At 38.3% G+C, this 21,027-nt stretch carries 12 protein-coding genes; 4 read left to right on the top strand and 8 right to left on the bottom strand.

The window, feature by feature from the left end; translation table 11 throughout:
* Positions 1–99 precede the first annotated feature (99 nt).
* From B5X51_RS07015 to B5X51_RS06980, 8 genes are all read right to left on the bottom strand, one after another.
* On the bottom strand, positions 100–1,737 hold the full coding sequence (locus tag B5X51_RS07015; RefSeq protein ID WP_079720311.1) for a glycoside hydrolase family 16 protein: 1,638 nt from the start codon (positions 1,735–1,737) through the stop codon (positions 100–102).
* Between the two features lie 17 nt (positions 1,738–1,754).
* On the bottom strand, positions 1,755–3,818 hold the full coding sequence (locus B5X51_RS07010; protein ID WP_079720309.1) for a hypothetical protein: 2,064 nt from the start codon (positions 3,816–3,818) through the stop codon (positions 1,755–1,757).
* Positions 3,819–3,830: 12 nt separating this feature from the next.
* Complete coding sequence (locus tag B5X51_RS07005) at positions 3,831–5,294, bottom strand: RagB/SusD family nutrient uptake outer membrane protein (protein ID WP_079720308.1); 1,464 nt, start codon at positions 5,292–5,294, stop codon at positions 3,831–3,833.
* An 11-nt stretch (positions 5,295–5,305) separates the two neighbouring features.
* On the bottom strand, positions 5,306–8,332 hold the full coding sequence (locus tag B5X51_RS07000; RefSeq protein WP_079720307.1) for a SusC/RagA family TonB-linked outer membrane protein: 3,027 nt from the start codon (positions 8,330–8,332) through the stop codon (positions 5,306–5,308).
* Positions 8,333–8,570: 238 nt separating this feature from the next.
* On the bottom strand, positions 8,571–11,339 hold the full coding sequence (locus B5X51_RS06995; RefSeq protein ID WP_079720305.1) for a helix-turn-helix and ligand-binding sensor domain-containing protein: 2,769 nt from the start codon (positions 11,337–11,339) through the stop codon (positions 8,571–8,573).
* A gap of 398 nt (positions 11,340–11,737) precedes the next feature.
* The gene (gene pckA / locus B5X51_RS06990) at positions 11,738–13,372 is read right to left on the bottom strand and encodes a phosphoenolpyruvate carboxykinase (ATP) (RefSeq protein ID WP_079720746.1); all 1,635 of its coding nucleotides are present in this window, start codon (positions 13,370–13,372) and stop codon (positions 11,738–11,740) included.
* A 19-nt stretch (positions 13,373–13,391) separates the two neighbouring features.
* The gene (locus tag B5X51_RS06985; protein WP_079720304.1) at positions 13,392–15,221 is read right to left on the bottom strand and encodes an SLC13 family permease; all 1,830 of its coding nucleotides are present in this window, start codon (positions 15,219–15,221) and stop codon (positions 13,392–13,394) included.
* An 11-nt stretch (positions 15,222–15,232) separates the two neighbouring features.
* Positions 15,233–16,021, bottom strand: coding sequence for a universal stress protein (locus B5X51_RS06980; RefSeq protein ID WP_079720302.1), 789 nt, complete (start codon positions 16,019–16,021; stop codon positions 15,233–15,235).
* Between the two features lie 438 nt (positions 16,022–16,459).
* Here B5X51_RS06980 and B5X51_RS06975 point away from each other — a divergent pair, with 438 nt between their 5' ends.
* From B5X51_RS06975 to B5X51_RS06960, 4 genes are all read left to right on the top strand, one after another.
* Positions 16,460–17,548: a porin gene (locus tag B5X51_RS06975; protein WP_176132734.1), complete on the top strand. Its 1,089-nt coding sequence runs from the start codon at positions 16,460–16,462 to the stop codon at positions 17,546–17,548.
* Between the two features lie 31 nt (positions 17,549–17,579).
* Positions 17,580–18,254 carry a succinate dehydrogenase cytochrome b subunit gene (locus B5X51_RS06970; protein ID WP_079720298.1) on the top strand — a complete coding sequence of 225 codons (675 nt, stop codon included), beginning with the start codon at positions 17,580–17,582 and terminating at the stop codon, positions 18,252–18,254.
* On the top strand, positions 18,251–20,173 hold the full coding sequence (locus B5X51_RS06965; protein WP_079720296.1) for a fumarate reductase/succinate dehydrogenase flavoprotein subunit: 1,923 nt from the start codon (positions 18,251–18,253) through the stop codon (positions 20,171–20,173). Before B5X51_RS06970 ends, B5X51_RS06965 begins: the two co-directional genes overlap by 4 nt.
* Positions 20,174–20,247: 74 nt before the next feature.
* Positions 20,248–20,997: a succinate dehydrogenase/fumarate reductase iron-sulfur subunit gene (locus tag B5X51_RS06960; protein ID WP_079720294.1), complete on the top strand. Its 750-nt coding sequence runs from the start codon at positions 20,248–20,250 to the stop codon at positions 20,995–20,997.
* Positions 20,998–21,027 lie beyond the last annotated feature (30 nt).

Raw genomic sequence — 21,027 nt, 5'->3', positions numbered from 1 at the left:
CCTGGACTATGTGTGGTAATTCAGTTTGCGGCCTACAAACAAATTATTTTCAACCGTAAAATTACATAGTAATCAGGCAGTCTGTTTTTTAAAATAATATTATTCCTGGTAAACTTTCACGTAATCTACTTCCATAGTAGACTCTTGAAAATCATCAGCAATATCTCCTCCAAGGGTTCCTCCCATGGCAATATTTAGCAGTAAATAAAAGTCGTCCTGGAAAGGAGTTGAATCATCGTTATCAAACTCAAGATGCGGCTCACCATCCATTAGGAAAGTGATTTTTTCTGCAGTCCATTCAACTTCGTAGATATGAAATTCTGTTGTTGCCTCAGATATTTCTGTGTCACCTACTACAGCATTTCCGCCTGAATTACCCGGAAGATGCAAGGCAGATGAAATTCTATCAGGATTGTTTCCTACAAACTCCATAATATCTATTTCACCGACTCCAGGCCAGGACTCTTCAGGGAATCCAGCACCAAGCATCCATATTGCAGGCCAGGTTCCTCCTCCTGCAGGTAATTTTGCACGAACTTCTACACGACCAAAGGTGAATTCAAATTTATCTTTAGTGGTTATTCTCGCAGAAGTAAAATCGAAACCACTCTCAGCTTCTCTTTTTGCTGTAATTACCAGGTTTCCATTTTCAACTTTTACGTTGTCTTCAGCATCTGTATAATATTGAGCTTCTCCATTACCCCAGCCATTGTCTCCGTTACCAATTTCATAATTCCAGTTATCGGTATTAAGCGCATCACCATCAAAATCATCTGACCAGATCTCGGTATTAAACTGGCTCTCAAACTCTTCCTCTTCTTCTACGGAATCTGAGGTAAGAATAAACCACCAGTCAAATTCGCCATTACCATCTGTAGATCTAAGAGTAAGCTCATTAGTTCCTGAGCGGTCAAAAATCTCATATCTATGATTACCGCCAATATAATAGCCAATAAAGCCTAATCCAGTAAGGTTAATGGTTTCATTACCTCCCGGGGCTGATATAGACCAATTCTCTGTGTAATCATTATAAGGTATGTTAAGAACATCTGCTCCCTGAACTTCGCAAGCACAAGACACTCCTAGTTGATCTACCAGGTTTATTCTTCCGAAAACGGTTCCCGATGGATCCATCCCTGATTCATCATTATTAGCATTTGTAATATGAGTAAAAGTGCCATCTTCATTGAAGATATATCTATCATCATACATTCCAACCTCCGCTTTCTCATTTGCACTCACCGCAAAAAATTCAGGTCCCCCTAAACCACCTACGGGTCCAAGGCCAAAGTGACCAGGAACTTCAGCTTTAATTCGCCATTCTTTTCCTACTAATTTCTCTAATAGATCGGCTGGTGGCGCATAAGTTACAAGCACTTCTACATCTACTAACATTGAGCTGGCAGTACCTCCCGGCCCATAAGCTATAATGTTAACCGTATAAACTTTAGTACCGGTTTCAGAAAATTGATGCGTATATACACCATTAGAAGTAGTTACCGAACTTCCATTTCCAAAAACGTATTTATAGGTCATGGCGCCATCTGCAGTGGCGTTAAATGTTACCTCACCACTACCATCTCCATCGGGCATGTCTTCTGATTGCCCAACGACATTAGTTTCTACCTGTAGATTGGTAGGAGCGGCTATTTCGCCAATATCGTAATCATCATTGGAGCATGCGCTGGCAAATACCAGCGAAAGTGCTACAAGACCTGTTTTTAGTATATTTTTCATTTTAATTTATTTTAATTCTAGTTATGGAAATAGATATTGTTCAGATATACATCTGCTTCAGCAGTAGGCACACCAGAATAAATAAGTTGACCAATATTTGACGTATCCTGAAGGCCGGTGAAATCTGATAATGGAATATCTAAACTAACCCATTCATTTTGTGCCAGATTGTCTATTACAATCTCGTGTTCAGAAAGATCATCCCCCGCATAAACACCGTCAGGGCCTAAATCAACTAATTTGATTTTGAATTCTGTGGCGTTACCGGTATAGATTTCAGTATGGAAATGTGTCATTTCGCTAGCATCAATCGGTTCAGCTAAAGTCTCAATTCCTGCAAAACCAAGATTAAAATAATGCTTGGTAAGCCTACCGTCAAACTCTACTTCTTCATAATCTGAATTAGACCATTCTGTTAACCAGGTATCTACATTAACATCATCACCGAATTCACTAAAAAGAGAGATAAAAGTGGTTTCTCCCATTTGGAAACCAATATCATCCAGGTAGAATGTTCCGGCTGTATTTCCAGGACCATCTACAAAAATGGTCATTGTCGCGTATTGCCCAGTTGGAACAAATGCCTCACCAACTCCCTGTGATCCATCAATATAACTTTTAATCGCATCTGTACTAAAGTTAAAAGTCACTTCTTCCCAACCGGATCCGGTATGGTTAGCTGATACTTCAGTTTGACGTTCGCCAGTAACACCACCTTCAAATTTCAGTAATATAGGTAGCGCAACATCTGACCAGAATTTCATAGTGATTGTTTTATTATCACCACTGAAGTCTACAGGCTCTTCAAGATTAAAGGAAGCACCTTCATAAGCATTTCCAATATTGGTAATTGCACCAACCATTGAATCTGAGTTATTCGCTCCCGATTGATCTGGATTTGTAACCACCTCAAATGAAGCTCCACTAAAAAGAGCAGGTGTATAGTCTACAGCATCATTATCAAATGTTACAGGAAATTTTAACGGCTCTAAATTGGTGGTTTGAATATTATCGAAATAATAAGTTTCATCATTTCCAGGAGTTCCATAGTTGAAGAATAAAACAAGTCTTCCATAATCAATGGCCGGGTCTATTGTTGTCATATCAAAGATCAATGTTTCCCATTCATTGGCAACAGTAGTTTCTACTGTACTTTCAACAAAAATATCAGCATCATCAAGATTTTCTATCTTCAAGATAACCGGGGTTCCGGCAGCTGGAGACCATACATCTACACTAATATACTTTTCTGAAGAGAAATCTATAGTCTCATCAAGCGCTATATTTGTTCCTGCCCATACTTCAGAGCCTGCTGGCTTAGTATAAGAAGCCACTCTATTGCTAGTATTAATTCCGCTTGCATCTGGATTATCAATTACAGGCGCTCCTGCACCTTCACCTCCACCAAAATTAAAGAACGTATAATTCTTTGTTGGTGATTCAAAACCTATAGGTAAGAACAATGGATCTGTAATACTTACCGTTTGTGTAGCTTCGGTAGTAGCAGCGCCACCACTTAAAGCCACAACCCTAACATCATAATCGCCAATAGCATCGTAGGTATGCGTAACAGACTCCCCGATCATAAACGGTGTAGCCTCTTCTTCTGCCACGTCCCCGAAATAAACTTCAAACATCGCAGCAAAATCAGCTGTAGCTGATACAGTTATAGCATAATTGTCGTCTTCTGCCTTGGTAATTGTTACTTCAAGGTTTTCAGGCTGACGGAAAGAAACAGTAAGAGGTTGTGTCCCGGTTGCAGAAACACCATTTAAATTAGTTCCTATAACCTCTACCTCATAATCGCCTTCAGCATAAATATGATCTACAGTTTCTCCCGGTCTTATTTCTGAAGAAACTTCACTTCCATCTCCAAAATCTACGGTATACAAATTGGTACTTTCGCCCTTTGGTGTAATAGTTACCAACCCTGAATTATCTTGAGTGATCTCAAAACTAGCTCCAAGATTTGCCGGAGTAGCTATGCTACTAAGATCTACAAGTGAATCGTCATCACTCTCACAGCCAATAAAAGGCAGTGTGAGTAGGAATACGAAAATTATTTTATAGTGTTTTTTCATAATGCTAATTTTTTAGTATCCAGGGTTTTGCTCCCAGTTACCCTGAGAAAATTCTATTTCTTCTAACGGAATTGGGAATAATTCGTTTTTACCTGCTGTAAACCCATCAATATTCTCTGCGGCTCTGCCTGTTCTAACTAAATCGAAGAAACGGTGACCTTCGCCTACCAATTCTTTTCTTCTTTCTTCGAAGATAAGTTCGGTAAGAACACTTCCTGCAGCTTCTACTTCCTGTAAACCTGCTCTTTCGCGTACTTCGTTTAGATAAATTCTTGCCTCACTATCGTCTATTCCGCCGCGGTTCAAGGCTTCAGCAGCCATTAATAACACATCGGCATAACGAATAGATCGGTAATTATTAGGCTGGGTAAGATTTGCATCACCTACGTTATCGTTTTTACGCGGAAGGTATTTTCGGTTAAAATAACCGGTATGCTTATAGCCTTCTCCGTAAGTTGCGCCAGTTTCTTCAGCCCAGGCTTCGATATCTAAAACAGAAAGGTCTTTCCTGATATCATTTTCAGCAAACATATCGTAAGCTTCCTGAGTAGGAATATTAAAACTAAATCCAGATTCAAAAACAGGACCAGTATAATTTCTTATTCCCTGAAAACCTACAGCTACATTACCTTCACTACATTGCAAACAGTCAAAACCAGCTCCTTCTTCACCTGTATATTGCACTTCAAAAACAGACTCCTCATTATTCTCACCTTCCTCTAAGAAAAGTATATCAAAATCGGCTAATGCGTAAGGACCATTATCAATTAATTCTGTTAATACATTTGCAGCATCATCAAATTCTTCCTGGTATAAATGTGCTTTACCAAGTAGAGCCATTGCAGCACCTTTGGTGGCGCGCCCGGTTGCAGGTGCTGTGTAATTAAGATTGTCTATAGCAAACTGTAAGTCGTTTTCTATTTGCGTGTAAACCTCTTCAGTAGAAGCTCTTGGGATAGATTTTTCGTCACCCAACACAAAACGCTCATCTCCTTTAATTGGAATTGGTCCAAACCATTTTAGCAATTCAAAAGTAAAATAAGCTCGTAAAAAGCGAACCTCAGCAATAATCATTTCGCGACCTTCAAAATCTGTTTTGTCCTGAAATTCTAAAACATAGTTTGCGCGCTGCACCCCTGCAAAATTCCAATCCCAAACATCGTCCAGGTTATCATTTACAGGAGTATGCGTCATCTCATCTACCTGTTGAAAGCCTATTACATCATTAGCGCTTTCACCTCCACTTAGGGTATTATCTGAGGCGATCTCGCCTAATAATACGTTCACGTATGTAGATTGTAATACATCATAAACACCAATCATGGCATTATAATAATCTTCTTCAGAATTAAAATAATTTTCTGAATCTATAGTGTATTCTTCGGTATCATCAAGATAATCTTCTGTGCAACCAAAACTGAAAGCCAGCAGGAGCAACAAAAGCATTTTATTGAATATGTTATTGTATCTCTTCATTGTGCTATTTTTTAAAAATTAAGGTTTACTCCTGCTAGGAAAATTCTTGGTACCGGATAAAAACCATAGTCAATTCCACCTCCAATGGCTTCCCCGGTTGAAGCCGAAGGATCAAAGCCTTTGTAATTGGTAAATGTGTAAAGGTTTTGCACCGAAGTGTAAATCCTTAAACGCTGAATTCCTGTTTTTTCAAGAAATGCTCCGGGTAAATTATACCCTATTTGAACATTCTGAATCCTTGCGTAAGAAGCATCTTCCACATAAAAATCTGAAAAAGCTACGTTAGAAGTTGCACCTGTAGTTACACGTGGCACTTCATTACTGGTTCCCGGCCCCGTCCATCTTTCTAAATAGTATGCGTGACGGTTTACATTTGGCTGGTTACGCTCGTAATTTCTTACCATATCGTTTCCTAAAGATGCATAGGTATAAGCTGTAAAATCGAAATTCTTATAATTAAAACTAAGATTTAACCCCATTGTAGCGGTAGGAATAGGATCTCCAATATTGGTACGGTCGTCTACATCTACAACCCCGTCTCCATTGATGTCTACATATCGAATATCTCCGGGAGAAGCAGGTGCGCCTAGAGTTGCCTGTGAAGGATGTGCGTCTACTTCTGCCTGATTTTGAAAGATTCCATCGGTTTCATATCCGTAGAAATAACCAATTGGGAAACCTTCCTGGAAACGTGAAGGTTGTGGTTGACCCACTCCAAACTGCCCGCCTGGAAGAAACTCTGTTCCATTCACTTCGGTTACTTCGTTTCTAAGGAAAGTGGCGTTATAACCAATTCCAACACGAATATCGTCTCCAAAATTCTCTTTATAATTTATAGCAAATTCCAAGCCTTCATTTCGGGTAGTTCCCGCGTTAATGGTTGGTGCGCCAGAGCCTGGTGCGCCACCGCCAAAGATTCCGGAAACAGGAATACCGGCTACTAAAAGATCTTTACGATCTTCTCTAAATACATCGGCAGAAATATCAATTCTATTGTTTAAAAGCCTAAGATCTACACCAATGTTAGTTTTCTCGGCTTCCTCCCATCCTGAAGCAGGGTTGGCAATTCTACCCAAAGCGGTACCATTCACCAAACTTCCATCTAAAACATAGGTCGCTTCCCCGTTTAATAAAGATCGGTAGAACTCGGCGCCTCCTGCCTCGTCATTTCCAAGTATACCGAAACTACCTCTTAATTTTAAGAATGAAATCACGTTAGAGCTACTTAAGAAATCTTCTTCAGAAAGAATCCACCCTGCTGTTGCTGAAGGAAAGTATCCCACACGATTTTCTGGTCCAAACCTCGTAGAGGCATCTCTACGAAGCATACCTGAAACAAGGTATTTTCCTTTATAGTCGTACTGCACCCTACCAAAGAAAGATAGTTTTCTAACATCATATTTATAGGCACTGTTGTTTAAACCATCATTTGTTCCAGTAGTTAAGCTTATATCGGCAAAATCCCAGGAATTATTAGGAACATCATAACCTGTAGCATATAAACCATCTCCCCAGTTTCTAATTACCGTCATCCCGGCAGTTCCGGTTAAATGATGAGTCTCGTCAAAAGTATTCTCGTAAGTTCCAAAAAGGTCATACGTATAAGAATTATCGTTAATTCTATTTTGGTTTACTGTACTACGCACACTATTAAAAACCTTACCGGGACCGTAATCTATAATTGGCGAGAAATCTTTCCCTTTAGAGTTAGCAAGACTATACCCTATTCTTGAGGTAAAAGTCAATTCTTCTATAGGTGTATAGTCTAAGCTAAATGACCCATTAAATTTATTCAGGTTATAATCATTAAACGTATTTTCAATTTGTGAAAGCGGGTTAATGATCTCGTTCCCCAAGCTACCATCAACATCTTCCTGGTCCAGTCCAAAAGTTGGTGGAATGTTTAAGGCATTAAAAAGTACCGAACCTAAACCATTCTCGTTAATAGACCTTCTATCTATACTGGTATAAATAGAATTGGCTGTAAACTTAAATGCATCTGAAATATCTACTCCAATATTAAACCTGGCGGTGCTTCTCTGAAAATCAGATTTTTCAGCACCAATAATACCTTCCTGGTCAAGATGTGATACCCCAAAAGAATAAGTCACTTTTTCTGAACCCCCGTTTAAGGTAAGGTTGTGACTCATAATTGGAGAAGTATCAAAAACTTCATCCTGGAAATTGGTTCCTCTGCCTAGTTCGCTAACATTTGGGAAGGGCAAAGCCTGACCGTTGTTGGCGTAACTCTCATTTAAAATCAACCCATACTCCCTGGCATTAAGCAGGGGAAGCTTTCTTGAAGTTTCCTGCATCCCTACGTAGGCATCGTATTGAATAGTAGGTGCGGTATTCTTTTTACCAGATTTAGTGGTTACTAAAACTACCCCATTAGCACCCGCAATACCATATATAGCAGCCTGGGCATCTTTTAGAATAGAAATAGATTCTATATCATTGGGGTTTATAGTATTTAGATCTCCCTGGTAACCATCTATAAGAATAAGTGGACCATTCTCACTATTAGAGGCAATACCTCGAATATTTACATTAATACCTGCACCGGGTGCACCCGAAGATGGTGTAACATTAACCCCAGCTGCAGTACCCTGCAAAGCTTGTTCTACCTTAATAGGATTAAGTTGCTCAATGGTTTCATTAGAAACCACAGAAACAGCTCCTGTAATATCCTTCTTTTGTTGCGTTCCATATCCAATTACTACTACTTCATCTAAAGCAGCAGAATCTGTTTTTAGACTCACATTAATTGTGGTTTGATTTTCCTCTACAGTTATTTCCTGCGGTAGAAAACCTACATAAGAATAAACAATAACATCTCCTGCAGAAATATTATTGATGGTATAGTTACCGTCAAAATCGGTTACTACTCCGTTACTGGTGTTTTTAACAATAATGTTCACCCCCGGGAGCGGAAGACCCGTGTCTGCTTCATCTACTGTTCCCGAAACCGAGAAGTTTTGTGCTTGTAAGGAAAAGCTTCCAATACAAAACAAAATTAGTACAAGTATTCTATTCATTTGTTGAGATTTTAATTCGATTTCAATGTATTAATTAATTGTTAAGGCAAGGAAAAAAGCACCTTTACAATACTTCAACATTACAATTTTAAAGGGCAAAAATTATGAATTTAGTATTATAGAGCTCTGAAACCGAAGATCACGCAGTTTCAAAAAAAATCCCTTGAAGTATTGATTTTAGCGCTTTTAACAAGAATGTTGAGGCGATGTTGTGGTAAAATGCTTAAATGTTAAGTGCTTAAAACTTGAGGATGTACTCCACTAAACCCTGATCATGGTCTAATTCCATCTTTTTACGCAATCGATATCGTTTTATTTCGACACTTCGTACAGAAATATTTAGCAATGGAGCGATCTCTTTTGAAGATAAATTTAATCTTAAATAAGCACAAAGTTTAAGATCGTTAGAAGTAAGATTTGGATGTGCTTCTTTTACCGATTGCAGGAAGTCTTTATCAGCATTATCAAATGCCTCTTTGAACAATTTCCAATTATCTTTTTCGGCAATATTTTTATTAATTACTGAAATTACCGTTTGTATATCGGCATCACTATTTGCTGAACTTAACTTTTTCTTGAGCTCATTTAAAAATTCATTCTTCTTAATTAGGTTCATCGTAGAAGCGGCGAGTTCCCGATTCTTAGATTCCATATCTGACTCTAATTTTTGATTTTGAAGCGTGATTATCTCCTGTTGAGATTCCAACTGTTTTATTTCAAGTTGCTTTCGGTTACGCTCCACTAACCTGTTTTGTTGCTTTCGGAAATATCCAGTATATATTTTATGCAAAATAAAGATGAGGAGTAAAAATAACAAAACATAAATGATAATCGCCGTAGTAGTGGCATACCAGGGCAGTGCAATACTAAAAGCATAAGAAGCTATATCGCTAAGTTTATTATTGTATTTACCTCTTACTTCAAAAACATAATCGCCAGAAGGCAGATTTTCAAAAGTAGCATTTCCTTCGGCTTGCCAATCACTCCAACCAGTGCTATAGCCTTTAATTCTATAGCTGTATACCGGTTCTGTAAGTTTTGAGTAAACAGGCATACTAAATTCAAAGTTGATATTGTTTATCGAGTTTGGCAACTCCAATTCCTCAATTTGCAATTCATGACTATTAAATTTATTTTCTAAACTAGCCGTAGAAACCTTATTAATGCTAAGTTTCTCCATATCAGGAAGACCTAAAGGCGTAGAAAAAATAGTGTAGCCCAAATTAGAACCTACCAAGTATTCCCGTTCATTAATTAGAGAGATATTTTCAAAACCTTTTGATATCGTTCTATATTCTATAGGAATGCGCACTGATTTTATACTTAACCTATCCTGAAAGGCGTCTCTAGTGGCATAAATAAGATTTTCCTTTCCAAAACCCCACCATGTATTATCTGGCAGAACCTCAGAAATTCCAGTGATTCTAGGTTCTTTAATGAGTGTACTTAAATTATTTTCCTGAATAAATTTATTTTTAGAAGGATTATATTTATAAATCTCATCTTCGGTAGAGTAATAAATAGAATCATTAAACTCAAACACTTTTAAGCCCATTCCTCCCTGATAGGATACGATATAATTTTCTTCATCCTGTACTTCCCTTACCTCAGTATCTATCTCCAGTCTAAAAATTCCTTTGTGATCATGCCCCACCCAAATTACCGAATCGTTTTCAACCACAAGGTTACGTGAAGATAGATCGAAATTAGCTAAATACTCGGGATCCTCATCAAACTTATCATCTTCCCAAAAACTAATTCCATCGTAATGTCCCTGAAGCAATCCATCTTTAAACTCTTTGATTTCCCAAACTCCTGGACCATCAAAAATGTGAGTCGCTTTAATGCCTTGTATAGCGAAAACCCCCCGATCATGACCGGCGAATAATTTCCCGCCTATTTCATTAATACTCCAAACCTGCCCACTGGTACCAGAAATAAGTTCATAATTTTTGGAGGTATCACTACTAACGTACAAACCCTGATTAGTACCTAAATATAAATAGTCCTGAAATTTATAACTGGAATATACCGTGCCTACTTTTCCATAAATATCTGTAAACAATCTAAACGGACTTTTGCGATTAATAAGTACCAGGCCATTGTCCAGGCCACCCCAAATATTACCGGCTTTATCTACCATTATTGATAAAACCGTATTATTATTAATTACAGGTTGTAGTAGCTGATAATTTAAAGAAGTTTCAAGGTTATAAACGTGTAATCCATTTCCAATACTTCCCAGAATCAATGTTTTATCTTCAAGGAATTGTGCGGTAAAAATACTTTCGTCTATAGGGTAATTCTCAAATTTATAGGGTTTCCAATTATTTCCTTCTATCGTAAAAAGTCCGTCGTCACGGGTCACAGCCAATATTTTATTTTCCTCAAATGGGAAAAGGCCAACAATTGGTTTATCCTTAATTTTCGAATTAGTAATAACGCGTTCTATTAGGCCGTTATCTATAACATATAGACCATCATCAGCCACCTGGTAGTATAACTTATTGTTTAAGCTAAATAAATTTGAAATAATATCACTCGCAGCAATAGTACTTATTTGCCCGGTTTTTTTATTATAACTATACAATCTACGTAAGCTTTGAAAAACAATATACTCTTCCAGGGCGGCAATATGCCAAAATTGTTCGCCGTCTAGCAGTGCTTCTTTAGAAAGATTAGTAAGACTGGTATAAGTTAGTTCTCCTTTTTTGTTGTGCTTCCAAAAGCCAAAATCCATATAAGAACCTGTGTAAATCCTATCGTCATGAGCTAATACCGAGCGAACTGCGCTAGCATTAGGGACTCTGTGAAGGTTCCACTGCTGACCATTGAAACTGAGTAATCCAAGGTTATTTGCAATAAAAATATGATTATTAGATCCCTGAGAGATCATCCAGTTTTGATTGCCAGCATTATAGATACCGGGATCAAAATTGGTAATTGGCGGTAATTCCTGCGCAAACAGGTTATAACTAAAAAAGATAAAAAAGGCTAGTAAGCGCATAGTTTAGTGAAAAACGGAAATTACTAAATAAAATGGGCTTTTACTAAGAAGATTTTTTTTTTGACTTTTTATAAAGTAGTAAAAGAGTTTGAATTTCGGAATTCCTAATCGCAATTATTGAAGCAGACTTTTTAGAATCCTTTAAGATTTAAAAGAATTATCCTCCTCTAGTTGGTGGAATATATTTTCATCCGGTAGCCTTATGATTTTTTGGGAACTTTTCTTTTAAATTCGAATATGACGGTAAAGCTAATATAGCTTTTTTAAACCGTCATATATAATATTAGTGTAGCTGCTTAAAACCATGCTTATCCCATCTCAATAAAAAAAGCTTCGGATACCAACTAACAGGCATCCAAAGCTTTTAAAATCACCATTCAATTATCCTTCTTTTTCATTTAAAAATGTTCTTCCAAATGATGGTGTTCATCAATAAGTGGCCCCCCTGATAAAATCTGACTAGAAGCCTCCTTGGAAAATTTTTCAAAATTTAAATGAAATGAGTGAGCTAGCTGAATCGCCTTTTGAATATAAGCTCCCTTGTTTTCCCAGGTGTTTATAGGATCCAGTTTCTCTGTTGGGACTCCTGGACAATACTCAGGTGTATGAAGACCAAAAATTGGATGAACTTTAAATTTCATGTTTTCCAATTGTCCCTCAAGAATTGCTGAGATCATTGTGCGTGTATATTTTAGCTTAATCCTGGAACCAACTCCATAAGAACCACCGCTCCAGCCTGTATTTATAAGCCAAACATTCACATTTGATTCTGTCATCTTTTTACTTAGCATTTCTCCATACACCGTTGGGTGCAATGGCATAAATGGTTCTCCAAAACAAGCAGAGAAAGAAGGAACAGGTTCGTGAATTCCTGCTTCTGTTCCGGCTACTTTAGCAGTATATCCTGAGATAAAATGATAAGCTGCCTGCCCGGGAGTAAGTTTAGAAACCGGAGGGAGTACACCAAAAGCATCACAGGTTAGGAAGAAAATATTAGTAGGATTCTCTGCAAAAGAAGGTTCCTTTATATTTTCAATATGATCTATAGGATAACTTACCCGAGTGTTCTGGGTAATGCTGCTATCTTCGAAATCTACCTCTTTGCTATCCTTCTTAAACACCACGTTTTCTAACATAGCACCAGGTTTAATAGCTCTGTAAATATCCGGTTCCTTTTCTTCGGTAAGATCTATAATCTTAGCATAACAACCGCCTTCAAAATTAAAAATGATGTCCTCATTAGTCCAGCCGTGTTCATCGTCGCCAATAAGCTTGCGTTCAGGATCTGCAGATAAGGTTGTTTTACCCGTACCGGAAAGCCCAAAGAAAATGGCAGTATCATCATCTTTTCCAACGTTGGCCGAACAGTGCATAGGCAACACATTTTTTTCTATCGGCAAAATAAGGTTAAGCGCAGAGAATATACCTTTTTTCATTTCACCGGTATAAGCCGAACCTGCCACTAAAGCAATTTTTCTACTAAAGTTAAGTATGCTGAAATTCCCCTGTCTTAATCCATACTTCTCAGGATCTTGCTCTACATAACCAGGAGCACAAACTACCAGCCAGTCCTCAGTGAAATTTTCTAGTTCCTTATCATCTAAACGAAGAAACATGTTTTTTACAAAGAAAGCAGACCATGGATACTCGGCAATTGTTCTAACATTAAAGCGGTATTCAGGATATGCTCCAACGTATCCATCGTGAACGTAGACTTCTTTCCCGCCTAGATAGCCCGTAACTCTATTATAAAGCTCATCAAAATTATCTGGAGAAAGGGGTTTATTAATTTTACCCCACCAAACTTTTTCTCTTGTATAATCATCCTTTACCAGGAAGCGATCTTGTGGTGATCGTCCTGTAAATTTCCCAGTTCGAACTACTAATGTACCGTTCTCTGTTTCTTCACCCCAATTGTTTTGTACGGTGATCTTCTGTAACTCTTCTCCCGAAAGGTTGCGGTGGGCTACAGTGTCTTTTAATCCGTACTTGTTTAAAAGGTTGGCATCGAAATTTTTCACTTGTGTTTCCATAATTTCAAATTTAATCATGTTAATATGGCCATATTAATGGCACTAGGATAATGGTAATAATGAAAAGCAATAAAAGTAGAGGAGCTCCAACTTTAAAATAATCAGCAAATTTGTAATTCCCTGCTGTCATCACCATTGCATTGGTTGGGGTTGCAACTGGCGTTAAACAGGCGGTAGATGCACTTACTGCCACCACCATCAAAAAAGGTTCTACTGATAACCCAAGTTTATTGGCAGCATATAAAGTTATTGGAGCCATAAGTATAGCCGTTGCCGAATTACTGATAGCCTGACTAAAAAGGGAGGTCACCAGAAATATGCCGGCAAGAAGAGCAGTAGGATGAATAGCACCCAGGGAGTTCACCAGGCCATTGGCTGCAATTTGTGCCAGGCCGGTTTTTTGCAAAGCCAGACCCATTGGGATCATGGCGGCAATCATCACTACACTGGTCCAGCTAATACCTCTGTAGGCCTTTGCTATAGGCACACAACCGGTAAGCATCACTATTCCTGCACATATTAAAGCTGCTACAGATCCCGGCATAACATTAAAGACCAATAATAGTATAAGCATCAACAGCGCCCCCATTGCAATAAAGGATCTGTAATTTAGCGTATCCACGTCTTTACTCATAGCTTCGGGACTACCAACAACCACAAGATTTTCGTGAATAGTTTTCAAATTATCTATATTCTTCCAGGAACCTCTTACAACAAAGCTATCACCTGCCTGTATTTTTATTTTATTTTCCCTAAAAGGCTTATTTGCGCGGGAAACTCCCAATAATTGGATTCCTGCTTGCTCAAGGTAAGAACCTAGCGCAACGGTTTGTCCTACAAGCCTCGAGTTGGGGGTAATCACCATTTGGGCCATACCAACTTCCAGATTTATCAATTCTTCCTTGAGCTCTTTAGCATTGGGAATAATATTAAGATGAAAATTAAGAATTAGCTTATCTACGTCTTTTGTACTACCTTTTACTACAATAATATCATGGTAAAGTAATTTAGTACCCTGCGACGGTAACTCCACAAATTTCGATTTCCTTTTAAAAGGTTTAGGATGCCTACGTATAAGTCTCACAATAGATACACCGTATTTTTCTTCAAGATCCCAATCTGAAATTTTGGTATTTAGAAGCGGAGACATAGACCTTATTCTTAAACGGTATAAATTATCTCCTATACTATAATCTTCAATCCACTTATGCATTTCAGAATCAATATTTATAGGTCGGTCTTTACTCTCTCTTGAAGGAAGAAGCTTTTGACCTAAATATCTAAAATACAATAGCGTAACTATAAGTAGTGGTATACCTATAAGGCTGAACTCAAAAAAGGAAAAGCCATCCATACCATTTTGGATAAGCGTATCGCTCACAATGATATTTGGGGGAGTACCCGTTAATGTGAGAAGCCCACCTGTATTAGAACCATAAGCCATTGGGATAAGTAATTTAGAAGGCAGGGTTCCTGCAGTCCAGGCCGCAGAAACCGTCATTGGCATAAGTGCCGCTACGGCTCCGGTGTTACTCACTACACCTGAAAGCAATCCAGAGCCCAATGTAATAAGTATAAGTAGCCTATTGTTGCTCTTTTTTGCGAGCTTTACAAACTTCCTGCCAGCGAGAGCAGTCCATCCTGTTCTGGAAAGTCCTTCGCCAATAATAAACAAAGCGGCAATCATGATTACCGTAGGATTACTAAACCCGCTAAGTGTCTCAGAAAGATCTAGAATCCCAAAGAGGAAAAGAGCCAGCATAGACATTAAGGCAACAACATCTGGTGGGTATTTATCCCAAACAAAAAGAACTATGGTAATTGCAAGAATAACTATTAGTAGATACATTTTTTATAGTATTAATCCAAAACTAGGACAGGAATGTCACTCTTCAATGTAACTTCCATTGTTAATTTTCCTTTTGAAGGAGTACTGTTATTTGAATGGGTTTTAGGCATAATAGCAAGCATATCAACCTGGTGTTTTTTAATATAATCGTCAATTCCTTGCAGTATATCTTCATTTTCAGCAAAGCTATGATGCGAATAGAACATTTCAAGATAGTACTGCAGCGTGTTTTCATTTATTTCATCAGCTTCAGAGTATCCTGCGCCTTCTGGATTACGACTCACCGTAAGCACATCTACCTCTGCTTCAGACCTACTGGAGACATCAAGTAATAAATTTAAGGTGGAAGTATCGTGCATCACATCTTCTCCCAGGGCTAGCAATATCTTATCCAGTTTAAAGTATTTATGGCTTACGGGTATGACCAATACCGGCAAATCTGCTTCCAATACCAATCTGGAAGTTCTGGTAACTGGAGATTCAGCTCCTTCTTCAGCACCACTTGTTCCCATTAATACAAGATCAGTATCCAGAGATTTATGAGCATCAACTATAGCATCTGAAAAATTTCCGGTACGAAAATAGTAGCTTATAGGAGGAGCACCAGGTCCCTGATACTTTTCTAGCAATTCTTCAAAATTGCTTTTTAGCTCATTTTCTTTATCCTTTTCCAATTTTGACTTAGAAATGTATAGCAGATGAATTGTGGCTTTCTGGCACTTGGATCCAAATTTCGTGGCATAATCCAGTGCATTCATAGAAACATCAGAAAAGTCGAAGGGAATTAATAAATTTTTCATGATTGTTGTTTTTGAACTGTTAAAAAAGAATACTCTACTTTCCTTACAATCCTCAAGAAAAAAACTGGTTTCAGAAAGTAATTAAAGGTACTTTTACTCTTACCTCAAAAATATGACGAAGATCATATTTCACTTGTTTCCATAAGGATGAAAATGCGCTGCAAGCCCTTGCTATTAGCGAAAACGATATAGTTGAGAGGGATTTTAAAAAAGGCCTTAAAAGGGAGGTCTACAAAGCAAAATTATGCCCAAAAAACCTTAATCTAAATTAAGAATCATTCTAAATTTAAAATGCTTCAAAAACTGATTACGATCAATTTTTGGCCTCACCGTATTACATACTTTTATAAAAATTAATCTTGTTTTACTAACCTTAGTATCCCCACTATGAAAAGCTGTTCAAAACACAGTATACCCGTATTTTACATAATATTTTTTTTGTTTCTAGGTAATTTTAATGGATTTGGGCAAAATGACAGCCTGATTGATGATTATTCTTATTATAAAAGAAAATTCAAATTAAACGCACTGGTGGTAGGTAGATATACCACCTCCCTTAATAAGGATGTAGATTTTATGGGGCAGCACTATACCGGTGAAGATTTTGTGAGCAACTCTTTTGAAATGCAGTACGCACGCTTATCCACCACTTTTTTTATTAATGACAGGATCTCGACTTCCATTCTGGTAAATTTAGCCGATTTTAAAAAAGAAAATGTAAGGGGAAAAGTATTGGAAAATGCCTTTGTTACTTATTATCATAATTCTTATCTAAAATTAAGGGCTGGCCAGTTCAGGCCATTTTTTGGACTTGAAGATTTACATCCTTTCCAGCTTGATAATTCATATGCATGGTCCCGGCAGTATTCCCTCTTCGGCAGAAACGGGTGGCAAAGTTTTCAAATTGGAGCTGCTGCTTTTGGGTCGCTTAAATCAAATATCTTCTCCTATTATCTTACCGTTTATAATGGTAATAATAAAAACATAATGGGAGATAACGACAGTTCTAAGAATTTGACTTTACGCCTGGAATATATGCCTATTCCAGTACTTCAAATTGGACTAAACGGCGGTAGAGCAAGTTATAAGGGTCAAAAAGCCAATGCCTATGGTATAGACGCTCAGCTCCAACAGCCATTAGGAAATAGATTTGATCTTGATATTAATGCGGAGTTTAAAAAGGGGACAAATTTTGAGGCTTTCCGAATGACAGAAGAACCCCTCGCAAAACTTGACAATTACATGATGGAAGGCTTTTATTTTCTTTATAGACTTAGATATAGGCTTGACGCACCGCGTTTACGAGCATTAGAATTAAGTTTAAGGCACGAATACCTGGACAAAAACACTTCTTTTGAAGATGATGAGATTGTGACTTATGTACCTATGCTAAGCCTGGTATTTGCCGGAACTTATGATGCTAAATTATCTCTTGTAGGAGTAATTAATGATTATAAACTAAATATACCCAATACTACCCAATACGATTCCAGTAAAATGTTAATACAATTTCAAGTTGCTTATTAAAATGAATAAGTAACAATAAAACCTTCTACCTATGATATGGTTTATTAAAAACTCAGTTACACGGAAAAACCTTATGGCCTTAACCGGTCTTTTTCTGTCATTCTTTTTGATCGTCCACCTTGCCGGAAATTTGCAACTCCTGCTTCCAGAAGTGCAGGCTAAACTGCAGTACAATGCTTATAGCCAATTTCTGGGTGGCAATCCCCTGGTAATACTCATTTCTTTTGTTCTTTATGCCTGTATAATTCTTCACACTGTAGATGCTATTTATCTGGGAATAAAGCGAAAAAAGGCCAATGGAGTTTCCTGTTCAAAAGACAAGAGGGGAAGAGCAAGCACCTGGTATTCCCGGCATATGATGGCCTTAGGAATAATAGTCTTTGTTTTTTTAGTTATCCATTTTAAAGATTACTGGTATAGGTATAAATTCGGTGAACTGCCTTTAGATGAGAATGGCAATAAAGACCTTTATACACTGGTAATAGTATCTTTTGAACAATTATGGTATGTAATTCTTTACGTGATAGCAATAGTTGCCCTGGGTTACCATTTACTTCATGGGGTCTTTAGCGCCCACAGATCCATAGGTTTATACCATCCGGTTTATAACTCAATAATTAAGGTATTGGGAATTATTTTCGCGCTTGTAATTACCATAGGCTATATTATTATTCCGATTTTCATTTATATAAATCACCAGACATGACTAAAATAACAGACACTAAAGTACCGGCAGGACCGCTGGCTGAGAAATGGAGCAATTATAAGGCAACCGCAAAATTAGTGAGTCCAAATAACAGAAAAAAGTTTGAGGTGATCGTAGTGGGCACCGGTCTGGCGGGTGCTTCAGCCGCTGCTTCCCTCGCAGAAATGGGGTATAATGTAAAAAGCTTCTGTTTTCAGGATTCAGCAAGAAGAGCACATTCTGTAGCCGCACAAGGAGGCGTAAATGCCGCCAAGAATTACAGGAATGACGGTGACAACGTATACCGAATGTTCTATGATACTATTAAAGGAGGGGATTTTAGATCCCGGGAAGCAAACACCTATCGTTTAGCCGAATGCTCTGCAAGTCTTATAGACCAGGCAGTAGCCCAGGGTGTTCCCTTTGGAAGAGAATATGGGGGATATCTAAGGAACCGTTCTTTTGGCGGAGTGCAGGTATCCAGAACTTTTTATGCACGGGGACAAACCGGACAACAACTACTTCTTGGTTCTTACCAGGCACTACTTAGGCAGCAAAAAAAAGGTAAGGTAAAGCTTTATACCCGTCACGAAATGCTAGATCTGGTACTCATTGATGGCAAGGCGCGCGGAATAATTGCACGTAACCTGGACACCGGAGAAATTGAACGATACGCCGCAAATACTGTAGTTCTTGCTACCGGCGGATTTGGTAAGATATATTACCTCTCTACGCTGGCCATGGGCTGCAATGCTTCGGCTATATGGCGGGCTCATAAAAAAGGGGCGTATATGGCTAATCCCAGTTGGACTCAAATTCATCCTACCTGCCTGCCACAAAGTGGAGAATATCAGTCTAAACTAACTTTAATGAGTGAGTCCCTTCGGAATGATGGAAGAATATGGGTGCCCGAAGCAAAAAGTGAAACGCGACCTCCCGGAGAAATACCCGAAGAAGAGAGGGATTATTACCTGGAGCGAAAATACCCATCTTTCGGGAACCTTGCACCAAGGGATATTGCGTCCAGGGCAGCAAAAGAACAAATAGACCTGGGAAAAGGTATAGGTCCTTTAAAGAATGCGGTATACCTGGATTTCTCAAAAGCTATTGAAGAAAACGGAAAAGATATTATTGCTGAAAGGTATGGGAACTTATTCACCATGTATAGAAAAATCACAGGAATAGACGCGTATAAAGAACCGATGAAAATTTCTCCGGCTGCCCATTTCTCTATGGGAGGTTTATGGGTAGATTATGAACTTATGACCTCTATTCCAGGGCTTTTTGCTATAGGTGAAGCTAATTTTTCTGACCACGGTGCAAACAGACTGGGAGCTAATTCTCTATTGCAAGCCTGTGTAGATGGGTATTTTGTACTACCCTATACGTTACAGAATTATATTGGAAATGAGACAGATAGATCAACACCTCCAATAGACCATCCTGCCTTTGCAGAAGCAGAAGACAAAGTAAACAGGCAAATGGAAAGATTTTTAAGCTGTAAAGGAAAACGAACAGCAGAAGATTTCCATAAAATTCTCGGCAGGGAATTGTATGATAAATGCGGCCTACTCCGAACCAAAAAAGGCCTGGAGGAAGCAATTCAAAACATACGTAGAATAAGAAAGGAGTTTGAGGAAGATCTTATGGTGCCCGGGGATGCAAAAGAGGTTAACAGCGAATTGGAAAAAGCTGGAAGGGTTGCAGATTATATGGAACTGGCAGAGCTTATGTGTATAGATGCCCTGGAAAGAGAAGAATCCTGTGGTGCTCACTTTAGAGCAGAACACCAGACGGGAGAAGGCGAAGCAAGAAGGGATGATGAAAATTTCAGTTATTCCGCAGCCTGGGAATGGACCGGAAATATTTCTGCTCCTAATCTCAAAAAAGAACCATTAATTTTTGAGACAGTGACCCCAACCATAAGAAGCTACAAATAGGAAACTGCATGCTTTTGCAATTAAGATAATTGGGAAAGAAATTTTAAAAACAGCAATGAATTAAAAACATTAGGATGAAGATAATTTTAAAGATTTGGAGACAAAAGAACAGGCAAGACAAAGGTGAATTTTGTGATTATGTTTTGGAGGATGTGACCAGGGATATGTCTTTTTTGGAAATGTTAGATATGCTTAATAACAAACTCGTAAAGCAAGGAGATCGCGCTGTAGAGTTTGATCATGATTGCAGAGAAGGCATTTGTGGCCAATGTGGAGTAATGATTAATGGAATAGCCCACGGTTCCCTTAAGAATACAACCACCTGCCAGTTGCATATGCGGGAATTTAAAGATGGTGATACCATTTATGTAGAACCTTTTAAAGCAAGTGCTTTTCCAGTGGTACGGGACCTGAAAGTTGACCGTTCATCTCTGGACCATATTATCGTATCTGGCGGATATGTTTCAGTAGATACAGGCCAGGCACCGGAAGCTAATAATATTCCTGTTACCTATGAAGAAGCCGAAAGTGCTTTTGACGCTGCAGCTTGTATTGGCTGTGGGGCTTGTGTAGCAAGTTGTAAAAATTCGAGTGCCGCTTTGTTCACAGGCGCTAAGATTACCCATTTGGCACGTTTACCACAGGGTGAAAAAGAAACCGCCTCCAGAACAATGGCAATGGTAGATCAAATGGAACAAGAAAATTTTGGCCATTGCAGTAATACTGAAGCCTGCCAGGTTGAATGCCCGGAAAATATTTCGGTGCTCACAATCGCAAGAATGAACTATGAATATAACCGGGCAAAAATTCTGTTTAAAAAATAGTTTTAAGAATTTTCATTTTTTTTAGCTACC

It is taken from the genome of Salegentibacter holothuriorum (assembly GCF_900168045.1).
Classification (GTDB): Bacteria; Bacteroidota; Bacteroidia; order Flavobacteriales; family Flavobacteriaceae; genus Salegentibacter; species Salegentibacter holothuriorum.
This window is presented reverse-complemented; position numbering and strand designations above follow the sequence as displayed.

Coding starts and splice junctions, on each gene's coding strand:
- B5X51_RS06960 (WP_079720294.1), top strand. CDS start 20,248: ATGAAGATAATTTTAAAGATTTGGAGACAAAAGAACAGGCAAGACAAA.
- B5X51_RS07010 (WP_079720309.1), bottom strand. CDS start 3,818: ATGAAAAAACACTATAAAATAATTTTCGTATTCCTACTCACACTGCCT.
- B5X51_RS06965 (WP_079720296.1), top strand. CDS start 18,251: ATGACTAAAATAACAGACACTAAAGTACCGGCAGGACCGCTGGCTGAG.
- B5X51_RS06985 (WP_079720304.1), bottom strand. CDS start 15,221: ATGTATCTACTAATAGTTATTCTTGCAATTACCATAGTTCTTTTTGTT.
- B5X51_RS07000 (WP_079720307.1), bottom strand. CDS start 8,332: ATGAATAGAATACTTGTACTAATTTTGTTTTGTATTGGAAGCTTTTCC.
- pckA (WP_079720746.1), bottom strand. CDS start 13,372: ATGGAAACACAAGTGAAAAATTTCGATGCCAACCTTTTAAACAAGTAC.
- B5X51_RS06995 (WP_079720305.1), bottom strand. CDS start 11,339: ATGCGCTTACTAGCCTTTTTTATCTTTTTTAGTTATAACCTGTTTGCG.
- B5X51_RS07005 (WP_079720308.1), bottom strand. CDS start 5,294: ATGAAGAGATACAATAACATATTCAATAAAATGCTTTTGTTGCTCCTG.
- B5X51_RS07015 (WP_079720311.1), bottom strand. CDS start 1,737: ATGAAAAATATACTAAAAACAGGTCTTGTAGCACTTTCGCTGGTATTT.
- B5X51_RS06980 (WP_079720302.1), bottom strand. CDS start 16,021: ATGAAAAATTTATTAATTCCCTTCGACTTTTCTGATGTTTCTATGAAT.
- B5X51_RS06970 (WP_079720298.1), top strand. CDS start 17,580: ATGATATGGTTTATTAAAAACTCAGTTACACGGAAAAACCTTATGGCC.